10 protein-coding genes are annotated in these 13,571 nt (G+C 63.4%); 4 read left to right on the forward strand and 6 right to left on the reverse strand.

From position 1 onward, the window contains the following. Nucleotides 1-43 precede the first annotated feature (43 nt). The 4 genes from P6U27_RS11945 to P6U27_RS11960 all read right to left on the reverse strand — a co-directional run bounded on the left by P6U27_RS11945 (nt 44) and on the right by P6U27_RS11960 (nt 5,008). Nucleotides 44-1,117, reverse strand: coding sequence for a branched-chain amino acid ABC transporter permease (locus P6U27_RS11945; protein WP_122402327.1), 1,074 nt, complete (start codon nt 1,115-1,117; stop codon nt 44-46). A 3-nt stretch (nt 1,118-1,120) separates the two neighbouring features. Then, nucleotides 1,121-2,014, reverse strand: coding sequence for a branched-chain amino acid ABC transporter permease (locus tag P6U27_RS11950; protein ID WP_122402328.1), 894 nt, complete (start codon nt 2,012-2,014; stop codon nt 1,121-1,123). 223 nt (nt 2,015-2,237) lie between these two features. Beyond that, the gene (locus tag P6U27_RS11955) at nt 2,238-4,169 is read right to left on the reverse strand and encodes a long-chain fatty acid--CoA ligase (protein ID WP_122402329.1); all 1,932 of its coding nucleotides are present in this window, start codon (nt 4,167-4,169) and stop codon (nt 2,238-2,240) included. Further along, complete coding sequence (locus P6U27_RS11960) at nt 4,166-5,008, reverse strand: ABC transporter ATP-binding protein (RefSeq protein ID WP_245163316.1); 843 nt, start codon at nt 5,006-5,008, stop codon at nt 4,166-4,168. Before P6U27_RS11960 ends, P6U27_RS11955 begins: the two co-directional genes overlap by 4 nt. 314 nt (nt 5,009-5,322) lie before the next feature. Here P6U27_RS11960 and P6U27_RS11965 point away from each other — a divergent pair, with 314 nt between their 5' ends. Beyond that, complete coding sequence (locus tag P6U27_RS11965; protein ID WP_122402330.1) at nt 5,323-5,997, forward strand: Crp/Fnr family transcriptional regulator; 675 nt, start codon at nt 5,323-5,325, stop codon at nt 5,995-5,997. Between the two features lie 12 nt (nt 5,998-6,009). Here the strand turns inward: P6U27_RS11965 and P6U27_RS11970 are convergent, their stop codons facing one another. Next, complete coding sequence (locus P6U27_RS11970) at nt 6,010-7,272, reverse strand: MFS transporter (protein ID WP_407194092.1); 1,263 nt, start codon at nt 7,270-7,272, stop codon at nt 6,010-6,012. A gap of 292 nt (nt 7,273-7,564) precedes the next feature. Here P6U27_RS11970 and P6U27_RS11975 point away from each other — a divergent pair, with 292 nt between their 5' ends. Both P6U27_RS11975 and P6U27_RS11980 read left to right on the forward strand, forming a co-directional pair. Further along, a complete protein-coding gene (locus tag P6U27_RS11975; RefSeq protein ID WP_407194093.1) occupies nt 7,565-10,891 on the forward strand; it encodes an adenylate/guanylate cyclase domain-containing protein in 3,327 nt (1,108 codons plus the stop codon). Nucleotides 10,892-10,912: 21 nt separating this feature from the next. Continuing rightward, a complete protein-coding gene (locus P6U27_RS11980; RefSeq protein WP_122402333.1) occupies nt 10,913-11,593 on the forward strand; it encodes a redoxin domain-containing protein in 681 nt (226 codons plus the stop codon). Nucleotides 11,594-11,605: 12 nt separating this feature from the next. On the opposite strand, the gene P6U27_RS11985 is transcribed toward P6U27_RS11980, so the two are convergent. Continuing rightward, nucleotides 11,606-12,445, reverse strand: a complete 840-nt coding sequence (locus P6U27_RS11985) for a uroporphyrinogen-III synthase (RefSeq protein WP_407194094.1) — start codon at nt 12,443-12,445, stop codon at nt 11,606-11,608. A 171-nt stretch (nt 12,446-12,616) separates the two neighbouring features. Between P6U27_RS11985 and purU the strand changes: the two genes are divergently transcribed. Beyond that, nucleotides 12,617-13,480 carry a formyltetrahydrofolate deformylase gene (gene purU, locus P6U27_RS11990; protein WP_122402335.1) on the forward strand — a complete coding sequence of 288 codons (864 nt, stop codon included), beginning with the start codon at nt 12,617-12,619 and terminating at the stop codon, nt 13,478-13,480. Nucleotides 13,481-13,571: the final 91 nt, after the last annotated feature.

Consider the following 13,571-nt stretch of genomic DNA (forward strand, 5'->3'; position numbering starts at 1 on the left):
GGGTCGGTTCCTCCTGTTTATTGTTTAACTGCGTTGCCCGCGCTCAATGCGAGAACGGGTAGAGTTTCCAGTACGCCTTGATCTGCCGCCAGCGATGCGCGAGGCCGTCGGGCTCGAACATCAGGAACGCGATGATGATCACCCCGATCGCGATCTCGCGCAGGAATGTGATGTTGTTGTTCAGCGACAGCGCTTTGTCGATCGCGCCACCCTTCAAATACAGGCTGAGGAATTCCATCGACTCCGGCAGCAGCACCACGAAGGCGGTGCCCATCAGCGTGCCCATGATCGAACCGGTGCCGCCGATGATGATCATGGCCAGGAACAGGATCGAGCGCTCGATGCCGAAACCCTCCTGGGAGACCACGAGCTGATAGTGCGCGTAGAGCGCGCCGGCGATGCCGGCGAAGAAGGCGGCGAGGCCAAACGACAGCGTGCGGTACTTGGTGAGATTGATGCCCATGATCTCGGCTGAGAGATAATGGTCGCGTATGGCCACCAGCGCGCGGCCGTCGCGCGTGCGCATCAGGTTGGTGACGAGGATGTAGCTCGCGAGCACATAGGCCAGCACGACGTAGAAATACTGTCTGTCACCCCGCAGCGTGTAGCCGAAGATCGAAAACGGTTCGGCGCTCGCCGGCACCGATCCGCCGGAAAACCATTCGGCGCGGGAGAAGAAGTCGAGGAGGATGTATTGTGCGGCAAGGGTCGCGATGACCAGGTAAAGACCTTTCAGCCGCGCCGCGGGGATACCGAAGATCAGCCCGACCAGCGCGGTGATGACGCCGGCAAGGGGGATCGCGAAGAATACCGGGATCGGGGCGTTGTTGGAGATGTAGGCCGAGGTGAAGGCGCCGAGCAGAAAGAAAGCGGCGTGCCCGATCGAAATCTGGCCGGTGAAGCCGACCAGGATGTTGAGACCGAGCGCCGCGATCGAGAAGATGCCGATCTGGATCAAAATGCTCAGCCAGTAGCCGCTGAAGAATTGCGGCGCGAGGCAGAGCAGCAGAACGCCGGCGATGGCGAAGTTGCGGCTGGTCGTGGTCGGGAAGATCGTGGTGTCCGCCGCATAGGAGGTGCGGAAATCACCAGCAGGGATGAGGGCAGGGCCGGCCATGGGTCAGATCCGCTCGATGTCGTGGGTGCCGAACAGGCCGTAAGGCTTGATCATCAGCACTATGATAAGGACGTAAAACGGCGCGATCTCGTAGAGATTGCCCCAGTGCAGGTACTGGCTGTCGATATATTGGGCGACATTCTCGAGCAGTCCGATGATGATGCCGCCGAGTACGGCGCCGCCGACGGAATCGAGCCCGCCGAGGATCGCCGCCGGAAATACCTTGATGCCGTACGCGGCAAGGCCCGAGGACACGCCGTTCACGACCGCAACGACGACTCCGGCGACGGCCGACACCGTCGCCGAGATCGCCCAAGCCATCGCGAACACGCTCTTCACGGAGATGCCGAGCGACTGCGCGACCTGTTGGTTGAACGCGGTGGCGCGCATGGCGAGGCCGTATTTCGAGGCGCGGAAGAACCAGGCCATGCCGATCATCATGGCGACGGACACCACAAGACTCATGACATAGACGGTCTGGATCTGGAGACCGAACAGGCTGACCGACTGGCTCTCGAATACGCGCGGGAACGGTTGCGGGTTGACTCCGAACATCCACTTCAGCGTCGCCTGGAGCACGGTGGACAGGCCGATCGTCACCATGATCACGGAGATGATGGGCTCGCCGATCATCGGCCGCAGAATCAGGACCTGGATCGCGATGCCGAACACGAACATGAACACCAGCGTGATCGGCATGCCGATCCAGAATGGCACCTGGTATTTGGCGAGCAATGCCCAGCACACCCAGGCGCCGACCAGTAGCAGCTCGCCTTGCGCGAAATTGACGACCTGAGTCGCTTTGTAGATCAGCACGAACGACATCGCGACCACGCCATAGAGCGTACCGACCACGAGGCCGTTGACCAGAAGCTGGATGAGAAAGGCGGTGTTCATGTCGCGGCCCGCGCAAAATGCAAAAGCGATGACGGTGTACCCTCTCCCCTCGCGGGAGAGGGTGGCTTCGCGAAGCGAAGACGGGTGAGGGGGTGTCTCGGCCGGGGAGGCGTGGAGAGAGCACCCCTCACCCGAGTGAGGCCGCGGCTCCCGGCGGAGACGCCCTCTCCCACAAGGGGAGAGGGCACAGCAATCCGAATCACGCTCGTGATTGAAACGAAGTTCACTCCGCAGCCTCCGCCATGTGCCTCTGTCCGCCCAGATCCACGACGCGCAGCGTCGTTCGCACGCGCTGCGTGGTGCCGTCCTGGAAGCGGATCACGGTATCGACGGGGATGTCGGAAACGCCGCGGTAGATCGCGTCGATGATGCCTTCGTACTTCTCGTTGATGACGCCGCGGCGGACCTTTCTCGTGCGGGTAAGCTCGCCATCGTCGGCATCGAGCTCCTTGTAGAGCAGAAGGAAGCGCGAGATGCGCTGGGCCGGCGGCAGCGTGGCGTTGACGGTCTCGACCTCCTTCTGCAGCAGCGCATAGACTTCGGGCCGCGAGGCGAGGTCGCTGTAGGTGGTGAAGGAGAGGCGGTTCTTCTCCGCCCATTTCGAGATGATGGAATAGCGGATGCAGATCATCGCCGCGAGCGCGTCGCGGCCGGCGCCCAGCACCACGGCTTCCGCGATATACGGCGAGAACTTCAGCTTGTTCTCGATGAACTGCGGGGAGAAGCGCTCGCCGCGCGAGGTCTCGGCGAGGTCCTTGATGCGGTCGATCACAACGAGCTGCCCGTCGCCGTTGAAATAGCCGGCATCGCCCGAGCACATCCAGCCGTCCTTGATGTCGGCGACGCTGGCCTCGGGATTCTTGTAATAGCCGAGGAACATGTTGGGATGGCGCACCACGATCTCACCGACGCCGTGGACGTCGGCATTGTCGATGCGGATTTCGACGCTGTCGGCCATCGGCACGCCAGTGGTGTCAGGGTCGACCTTGCCCTCGGGGTGCAGCGTGTAGGCGCCCAAGAGCTCGGTCTGGCCGTAGAGCGTGCGCAGCGGCACGCCCATGGCCTGGAAGAACTTGAACGTATCGGGGCCGAGCGCCGCACCGCCGGTCGCGGCCGACCGCAGGCGGGTAAAGCCGAGGCGATCGCGCAGCGCGCGGAACAGGATCGCGTCGGCAAAGCCGGAGCGCTTGCCCTGTTCGAGTGCGGCGAGCCCGCTCTTCATGCCGACATCGAACAGCCGCTGCTTGAAGGGCGTTGCATCCATCACCTTGGCGCGGACGTCGGCGGCAATGGATTCCCAGACGCGGGGTGCGAACAGCACGAAGGTCGGCGCGATCTCGCGCAGATCGTTCATCATCGTGTCCGGCTCTTCGACGAAGTTGATCTTCATCCGGCACAAGAGGCCTTTGCCGAGCACGTAGACCTGCTCCATGATCCAGGGCAGCGGCAGCACCGAGACGTATTCGTCATCCGGTCCCTTCGGATCGAAGGCGAGATAGGTCGCGCAATGGCCGAGCACGCGGCCGGCTGCGAGCATCGCAAGTTTGGGATGCGAGGTGGTGCCCGATGTCGTGCAGAGGATCGCGACGTCCTCTCCCTTGGTGGCATCGACCAGCCTGTCGTAAAGCTCCGGTTCGCGCGCTGCACGGGCCCGGCCGAGCTCAGCAAATTTCTCGGCCGACATCAGCCTGGGATCGTCGTATTTCCGCATCCCGCGCGGATCGGAATAGATGATGTGCTTCAGCTTCGGCACGCGCTCGGCGAGGGTGAGCAGCTTGTCGACCTGCTCCTCGTCCTCGGCGAAGACCAGCTGTGCTTCACCATAATTCAGCAGATAGGAGGCCTCTTCATCCAGCACGTCGCGGTAGAGCCCGAGGCTGAGGCCGCCGATCGCATGCGTTGCGACTTCCGCCGCGACCCAGTCCGGCCGGTTGTCGCCGATGATGCCGATGACGTCACCGCGACCAAGGCCGAGCTCGACCAGGCCAAGCGCGAAATCGCGCACCCGTGCCTGGTAGTCGTTCCAGGTGAAGATGCGCCACAGCCCGAGATCCTTCTCGCGCAGTGCAATGTCGTTGCCGTGCTCCCTGGCATTGAGCCGGAGCATCTTCGGGTAGGTGTCGGCCTGCGCGACGCGGCCCGCATAATCCATCATGCCGCGCTCTCCTGCGCCTGAGGAGCATCGTCGGGATCGATCAGCACCTCGTCCTCTTCGCCGAGATAGGCGCGCTTGACGTGCGGATCGGCGAGCACGGTCGCCGGATCGCCCTCGGCGATCTTCTTGCCGAAATCAAGCACCATGACGCGATGGGAGATGTCCATCACCACGCCCATGTCGTGCTCGATCATCACCACCGTCATCCCGAACTCCTCGTTGAGGTCGACGATGTAGCGGGCCATGTCCTCCTTCTCCTCGAAGTTCATGCCGGCCATGGGCTCGTCGAGAAGAATGAGGTGCGGCTCCAGCGCCATGGCGCGGGCGAGCTCGACGCGCTTGCGCAGGCCGTAGGAGAGGGTGCCCGCAGTCGCCTTCCGCACCGACTGCAGATCGAGGAAGTCGATGATCTCCTCGACCTTGCGACGGTGCTCGAGCTCCTCCCTGCGCGCGCCGGTGAGCCAGTACAGCGAGCCCGTGAGAAAGTTGTTCTTCAAGAGGTGATGGCGGCCGACCATGATGTTGTCGAGCACGCTCATATGGTGGAACAGCGCCAGGTTCTGGAAGGTGCGGCCGATGCCGAGCGAAGCGCGTGCATTCGGCGTCAAACCGGTGATGTCGCGGCCCTGATAGAACAGCTGGCCTTCGGTCGGCTTGTAGCGGCCGGAAATACAGTTCACGATCGAGGTCTTGCCGGCGCCGTTGGGACCGATGATCGAGAACAGCTCGCCTTCCCTGATGGCGAAGCCGACATCGGTCAGCGCTCTGACGCCGCCGAATCGCAAGGACACGCCGCGCACTTCGAGACTGGTAGCCACCAACGAATCCCTCCCGGTCATGGCGCATTTTAGCGGCGCTCTTCGTCCGTTCTGTCGGGCGATCCTAGTACGGCGGTCGCGGCGAGGCCATGCAACAGATGGTCTCGACCGGAGCCGCACCGCTCTCGTTCCCCGTTTGGGATCAAAAGCCGCATCGCCCGAGGTGGTCCTCAATAGGGGAAAGCGCTATTTTGAAATGTCTCCCGGCTGACAATTCTGCGACAAAGTTTTCGGGCGGCAGCGGCTTTCATCTTTGGTCGAATGGCGGTCGAAACCATCATGTTGCACTGCAACAGAAGGCGGAGTGACGAAACGGTGCGGCTGGCCGCGAGATCATGATTTCAGAAGATCATCTGAAGCGCGTCGCCGCCTGGTCGCGGGAGCTCACACAAGCGGAGATCGAGGTCGCGCGTGCCGGAATCACGGAGCGGTCCTACGGCACCGGCGAGAGCGTGTTCATGCGCGGCGATATTTTTGCCTATTGGGCCGGCATGGTGAGCGGCCTTGCCCGTATGGGCGGGGTCTCGCGCGACGGCAAGGAGACCAGCCTTGCCGGGCTGACGGCGGGGGCCTGGTTCGGCGAGGGCAGCGTGCTCAAGAACGAGCCGCGCCGTTATGACGTTGTCGCGCTGCGCGACAGCCGCGTCGCACTGATGGAACGCAGCGCCTTCATGTGGCTGTTCGAGAACAGCGTCGGCTTCAACCGCTTCCTGGTGCGCCAGCTCAACGAGCGGCTCGGCCAGTTCATCGGTATGCTCGAGGTCAACCGGACGCTCGATGCCACCGCGCGCCTCGCCCGCAGCATCGCTTCGCTGTTCAATCCGATCCTCTATCCGGAATCGACCGCGCACCTGGAGATCACCCAGGAGGAGATCGGCGCACTCTCCGGCATGTCCCGCCAGAATGCGAACCGCGCGCTGAACCGACTGGAGAAGGAGGGGCTGCTGCGGCTGGAATATGGCGGCGTCACCATCCTCGATATCGAGCGGCTGCGCGGGTACGGGGATTAGTGCGGATATTCGTCACCGCGCATTGGCGGGGGCATGTACTGGCCAGAGGTCGGCGCGCCAGCGCACCGCGATCGCCATCATCGCGACGAACCCTGCGACCGCATAGAGCGACCCCGTCGCGGAATAGCCGATGATGTCGATCAGGCTGCCGGCTGCGAGCAGCCCGATCGGCAAGCCGTAGATCACCATCATGCGCACCCCCATGACGCGGCCGCGCAGATGTGCGCTCGCGGCGCGCATCAGGATCACGGCAGCCGAGATCATCGACATGCTCTGGGCGATGCCGGCGAGAACGAGGCAGGCCATGGCCACCGGTAAGGCCCTGATCTCGACGAACACCAGCAGCATGGCGTACCAGGCCAGCGTCGCGCCGATCAGAAGCCGGGCAATGCGCACGCCACTGACCAGGCTTAGCGTGATGGAGCCGATCAGAGAGCCAACGGCGAAACTCGCCGAGAGATAACCAAGGCCGGTCTGGTCGGTATGAAAGATCTCCCGCGCGATGTAGGGCAACAATCCGCCCGTGAAGGGAAATGCGGTAAGATTGGCCAGGAACGCGACGCACAGCGCCGCGCGCATTCCCGGGCCATTCCAGGCATAGACGATGCCTTCCTTCAGATCGCCCAGCAATCTCGAAACGGCGTCACTGTCCGCCGGGAGATCGCTCGTGGTGACAGGCCTTTTCGGCCGTGTCAGGCAGAGCATCAGAAGCGCAGCCGCGAGGTAGAGACCGGCGATCGCCACATACACGAGGCCAATGCCAAGAAGCGCGAACAGCCCGGCGCCCGTCAGTGCTCCGGCGATGCGGGCGCTGTCCTGGGTTGTGCGCGCAACGCTGATGGCGCCCACCAGTTGCTCGGGCGGCATGATCTCGGCCAGCAGCGCGCCCCGGACGCCGAGATCGGAGGGACGAATCAGGCCCATGATCGCGACGATCACCATGACGCTGAGCGGGGACAAATGACCGCTCAGCGCCAGGACCATGATGGTCGAAGAGAGTGCCGTATAGGCGAGACGCATCACGACCAGGAGATCGCGATGACCCATGCGATCGCCGATCATGCCGAACACGGGCGCGACCAGTGTTCCGACGAACTGGAGTGAAGCGAGCACGGTGAGCAGCAGCACCGAGCCGGTCTCTACGATGATGTACCAGCCGAGCACCAGCGTCTCGACCTCGAAGGCCCAGGAGGTGAGCAGGTCGGACGGCCACTGGAAGCGATAATTGCGGATGCGAAATGGCGCGAGCGCGGAAGGTCCTGCGGATGTGCTCAAGATGCGACGACGGGTTTCACGGCGATTCCCTGCCCTTATTCATTTGTTCTTCTGTTTGGGAGGGTAGCCCCGGCGATCGCCCTGTCAATTGACGCTACCGCATGCCACCATGCTTTGCCGACGACGTGCGGTGCGCCAGAGCGCCCGCAGCATTGCTTCGCCGCCCATACTGAGATGTAGGTTGCCGCCGCTTGCTCTTCCGGCGCGCAAAGCCCATGCTGGTCTGCATCCTGGGACCCATTTGGTAGGGCCAGCAGATTGCGCCATCGCGGCTTCCGCGAGGTCTTGAGCCATGAACTGCTCGGGTTGTGGTTTCGAGGTTCAGAGCGGCTTTGCCTTCTGCCCGAAGTGCGGCATGAAGCAGCCGAACGCGTGCCCCGGCTGCGGCTTTCCATGCGCACCGGATTTTGTCTACTGCCCGAAATGCGGCTCCCTCGTCAGCGGGTCCAGCAATGACGGCGGACAGGCATCGGCGCAGACGAGCCCGGCGACACTCAGATCGTCTTCGCCACCGCTCCTGCAGGCGGCTCAAGGCGAATTTCGACCGCCGTCGGACAATGTCGATAGCGAAGCAAACCGCCGCACCATCACCGTGCTGTTTGCCGACCTCAGCGGCTTCACTGCGATGAGCGAGCGGCTCGACCCAGAGGTCATGCAGACGCTTCAGAACCAGTTGTTCGAGGAGCTGACGGCCGCGGTGCAGAGCTTCGGCGGCTTCGTGGACAAGTTCATCGGCGATGCGATGCTCGCGCTGTTTGGTGCGCCGGCTGCGCACGAGGACGACCCCGAGCGGGCGGTCCGCGCTGCCCTCGACATGATCAGCCGAACAGCGCGCCTCAGCGAGCGCGCGAGGGCCTACGCCGGTTCACCGTTGCAGCTCCATGTCGGCATCAACACCGGCCATGTCGTCGCGGGTGGGTTAGGCGTGGGCGTTGCCAAATCCTATTCGGTGACCGGCGATACCGTGAATACGGCGCAGCGATTGCAGTCGATGGCGTCTCCGGACGAGGTGCTGGTCGGGCCGTTGACCCACCGTCTGACGCGACATGCGTTCTCCTATGACTCGCTCGGCGAGATCTCGCTCAAGGGCAAGATGGGCGGCGTGCTGGTCCATCGTCTAAAGGGACCGCTCGATACGCCCCGCACGGCACGTGGCCTCGACACGCTGGGGCTCGATGCACCACTGATCGGGCGCGACGCCGAGCTTGCGCGCGTGATCGGCAGCCTTGATCGCGCCTGCGGCGGTGCGGCTCAACTGGTACGGCTGGTTGGCGAAGCGGGCATCGGAAAAACGCGGCTGGTGAACGAATTCGTCGCCCGTATCCGCGATGAGGATCGCTTCGCAGGCGTAGCGATCCGACAGGCGGTTTGCTCGCCGCTCGGCGAACAATCCTACGGAGCACTCGCCGCCGTGCTGCGTAGCGCCTATGGCATCGCAAAGAAGGCCGGCGCCGCAGAGGCAGAGACGAAGGTTGCAGAAGCGCTATTGGAGCTTGGCCTCGCGGCCGAGGAGGCCGATCGCCTGATGCCTCTCTACTTGCACGTTCTTGGCCTAGGCGATCCCAACGCTGTGCTCAGGCATGTCGAACCGGAACAGCTCCGGCGGCAGATCTTTTTCGCGATCCGTACCATCTTCGAACGCCGCCTCGCCTTGTCGCCACTTCTGATCATCGTCGAGGATCTGCATTGGGCCGACGCGGTGTCGCTTGAAGCGTTGCGGTTCCTGATGGACCGGCTGGAGCGGACACGGCTGATGCTGCTGTTTACACATCGGCCGGTGCAGGTGGATCAGTTCGGTTCGAGCAGGATCAGTCACACGACCATTCGGCTGTCTCCGCTTGACGATGCTGACGGACGAAGGCTGCTTTCGGCGTATTTCAGTCATGGCTGGCGGGAACCGCCGGGACGTTTGTTCACCCGAATCCTCGATCGCGCAGGCGGCAATCCGCTTTTCCTTGAGGAGATCATCCGCGGCCTCATCGAAGGCGGGGCCCTGGAGCGTGATGGCACGCAGTGGCGGTTGAAATCGGATGAAGCCGCCGCCGATATCCCAGCAAGCATACAGGCGTTGTTGCTGGCGCGCCTCGATCGCTTGCCGCATCAGGTGCGCCAGGTGGCCCAGGAGGCTGCGGTGATCGGTCCGCGCTTTGATGCGTCTGTTTTAGGTGCGGCGGCAAACGAGCCGGCAAGGGTCGAGGCAGGGCTCGAACTTCTGTGCGACGCCGAGATCATCGAGGAGGTCGCGGGCTCGAACTCGATGTCGCTGCGGACCTATCGCTTCACCCAGACCATGCTTCAGGACGTGATCTATCAAAATCTGCTTTTGCAGCGTCGGGTCGAACTCCATGGACGGATTGGTGCCGCGCTGGAGCGGCTCTATGGCAAAGAACCCGAGCAGCTCGAAGATCTCATATTGCTCGGACATCACTTCAGTCTGAGCGCGAGCAAGTCGAGAGGCGCGCGCTATTTACGCGCGGCCGGCGATCGCGCACGTGCGAGCTATGCCAACGACGATGCCCTCCGTTTCTATCAGCAATCCCTCGCCGTGCTGTCGACCTCCGGCGAACAGGAGCCGGAACGCCTGATCCTATATGAGCGCGTCGCGGACCTCTGTTGCGTGACTGGCCGCCGAAGCACCGCCGAGGAGCACTATCAGAGTGCGCTGGAGGAACACCGCACGGCAGGGGACCGCATCGGCGAGGCGCGCATTCTTCGCAAGCTCGGTCGATTGTTGTGGGACGCCGGCAAGCGCGTCAAGGCAGAGATGCATTATGCCGAGGCGGCTGAACGGCTTGGCGGGACCGACGCGCCGATCGAGTGGGCACACCTCCTGGAGTGGGCTCATCTCCAGCAAGAGCGCGGCCGTCTTGCTTTCCGTGTGGGCGATCACGTCGGCGCCGCGCGGTGGGCGGACGACGCGCTCGGCTACGCGCAATCGGTGCCGACCGATGCGGACGAGCAAGCCGGGTTCGAGGCGGCGGGCGCTATTGCGGAGGCGCTCAACACCAAGGGAGTTGCGCTGGCGCGGCTTGGGCGACACCAGGAGGCGGTGAAAGAGGTGGAGCAAAGTGTCGCGGCCGCCGAGGCCGCTGGCCTCCTCAACGTGGCGTGCCGCGGCTACACCAATCTTGGCGTGCTCTACACGATCATCGACCCGGCGCAAGCCATGGCGGTTTGCCGGCGCGGTCTCGATGTCGCCAATCGTATCGGCGATCTCGGCTTCCAGGCGCGCCTTCTTGCCAATCTTGCCGTTGCCTGTTGCACCTTCACGGACAGATGTACCGAGGAGGGGGTGCCGGCTGCCGAAAAGGCGATCGAGATCGACCGCGCGCTCGATCAGCGCGAGCATCTCCCGGTACCCCTGATCGTGCTCGGGCAAATCCATCAGTGCCATTTCCGCCCCGACATGGCCGCGCGCTGCTACAAGGAGGCCATCGAGGTGGCGAGCGAGACCGGCGAGCCGCAGCAGCTGTTTCCATGCTATGATGGTCTTGCGACGCTGAACCTTGATCGAGGCGACATGCCCGAGGCGGAGCGATATTTCGCGCTTGCCCACGATGTCTGCGCCCGGCACGGGCTCGATCCCGCAGGGCTGATCGTACTGCCGTTCCTTGACTAGCCAATGTGAGGGAGTTCAACCATGTCCGAAAGTCATGTTGGTGGACCACTTCAGCCGGGTGATCGCGCACCGAACATCGTCCTGGAGGCCATCACACGCGAAGGAAAGATCGCGCTCGAGGATTATCGCGGGCATAGCCCGATACTCGTCGGCCTGTTTCGCGGCCTGCACTGCCCATTCTGCCGGCGCCATATCGCGGCGCAAGCGCAGCTTGATGGCGTGCTGCGCGGGAAGGGGATCGAAAGTCTCACGGTCGTCAACACACCGATCGACCGGGCGCGGCTCTATTTCCGCTATCATCCATTGCCCAATCTGCTGGCCGCGTCCGACCCCGATCGGGTCTCGCACCGCGCATTTGGCCTGCCCAATCTCGAGTTCACGGAGAACGAAACCGAGTGGCCACGCAAGGTCGGCATGGACGTGGTCATGAGCATGCAAGTGGACATGCCCGGCGAATTGCCCAGCCCGATGAACCGGCCGGCAGCCGCGGAGTACCTCAACAAGAAGGACGGTTACGAAATGACCGAAGCCGACCAGCGCATGGCGGCAACCGGCACGGGGCAGCTGTTTGGCCAGTTCCTGCTCGACCGGGAAGGGATCGTGCGCTGGACGTTCACCGAGGTTCCGAACGGCGGCCAGCGCATGTTCGGAGCGCCGAGCCCGCAGGAGTTGCTGTCGGCCGCCTCGCAGGTGGCTGGCTAGGCATCTTGGCGATTAACCCGCCGCGCTCGGTCGTTTCTCGGCGAGTGCCGCAGCCATCGCCGAGATCAGCGGACGCATGAAATACGCTTCATCTGCCGGCGAGACGTCGGTGCGCAGACCGTGCGCGGCGAGCTCACCGGAGACCGCCGGCCCCACCGAGGCGATCAACGTCCGTTCGAGACCTGCACGCAGTTTCGCTTCGCTGCCATGTGCTTTTGCGGCCTCGATCAGGCGGCGGACCTGGCCGAGATTGGTCAGCGCGAGCGAATCGATTCGTCCCTCCGCCATGTCGTCGATGGCGGCGACGATGTTGGCATCAGCGGCCTTGGAATCGTAGACGTAGGGCAGCACGGTATCGACCTCGGCGCCTTGCGCCGCAAGCGCACCGGTCAAGGCGCTGTGGTCCTTGTCCGGATAAAGCTGGAGGCCGAGGCGATGCCCCTTCAGGTCGAGCTTGGCCAGCATCTCGATCACGCCCTCCGTGGTCGGCTTCTCGGTGGTCTGCTGCGCTTCGAGACCGATCTCGCGCAGCGCCTTGCCCGGCTTCGGGCCCCGGGTGAATTTGCGCGCTCTGGCGAGCGCCGCGACAAGGGCGGCGTCGAGCTCGCGGGCGCGGGCAAGCTTCATGATGCGACGCAGGCCTTCGCCCGTCATCAGCACGAGATCGTCAAACGGCTTGTCGATGGCACGGCGAATCCAAGCCTCGACCGGAGTCGGGTCCGGCGCATCACGGATGGTGAACATCGGGCACTGCACGACCTCGGCGCCTTGCTCGAGCAGAAGCTTCGAAAACTGCGCCTCCTCCCGCGTTTCCAGGATCAAGATGCGGTAGCCGTTCAAGCGGTCGGCCATGGGTATGCTCCGGTCAGACAATCGCAATCGTCCGTTCATCCTGACTCCGCGCTTCATGTCGAAGCAAGTCTTGGGATTGGCGCAAGGGCGGGGGCGGTGCTAGAGCAGGGCGCAAATCGCGGATAGTTCCGTTGCACAAAGCTTCATCAAGAGCCAAGCCTGTTCATCAATATGCCCGATCATCAATATGTCCTGACCCTGTCCTGTCCGGATCGCCCCGGCATCGTCTCCGCGGTGTCGACGTTCCTTGCCCACAACGGACAGAACATCCTCGACGCCCAGCAGTTTGACGACGTCGAGACCGAGAAGTTCTTCATGCGGGTGGTGTTCACGGCGGCCGATCTTGCCGTGGAATTGTCGGCGCTCCAGACCGGCTTTGCCGCGATCGCCGAGCGTTTCGGCATGGAGTGGCAGATGCGCGACCGGGCTGCGCATCGCAAGGTGATGCTGCTGGTGTCGAAATCCGACCACTGTCTGGTCGACATCCTCTATCGCTGGCGCACCGGCGAATTGCCGATGATACCGACCGCGATCGTCTCCAACCATCCGCGCGAGGTCTATGCCGGGCTCGATTTCGGCGGTATCCCCTTCCACCACCTGCCTGTCACCAAGGAGACCAAGCGCGAGCAGGAGGCGCAGATCATGGATCTCGTCGGCGAGACGAAGACCGATCTGGTGGTGCTCGCCCGCTACATGCAGATCCTGTCGGACGATCTCTCGGCAAAGCTGTCGGGGCGCTGCATCAACATTCACCACTCGTTCCTGCCTGGCTTCAAAGGCGCAAAACCCTATCACCAGGCGCATGAGCGCGGGGTGAAGCTGATTGGCGCCACCGCGCATTACGTCACGCGCGACCTCGACGAGGGCCCGATCATCGACCAGGACGTCGAGCGCATCAGCCATCGCGACATGCCGGAAGATCTGGTCCGCAAGGGCCGCGACATCGAGCGCCGCGTCCTGGCACGGGCCATCCGCTATCATCTCGATGATCGCGTCATTCTCAACGGCCGCAAGACGGTGGTGTTCGTGGATTAGGGTACTGTCGTTCCGGGACGCGCGAAGCGCGAACGATGGTGCGCAATTGCGCACCAGAGAACCTCGAGGTGCCGGGTTCGCCTGTGAGGCG

Source organism: Bradyrhizobium sp. STM 3566 (genome assembly GCF_045571445.1).
Taxonomy (GTDB): domain Bacteria; phylum Pseudomonadota; class Alphaproteobacteria; order Rhizobiales; family Xanthobacteraceae; genus Bradyrhizobium; species Bradyrhizobium vignae.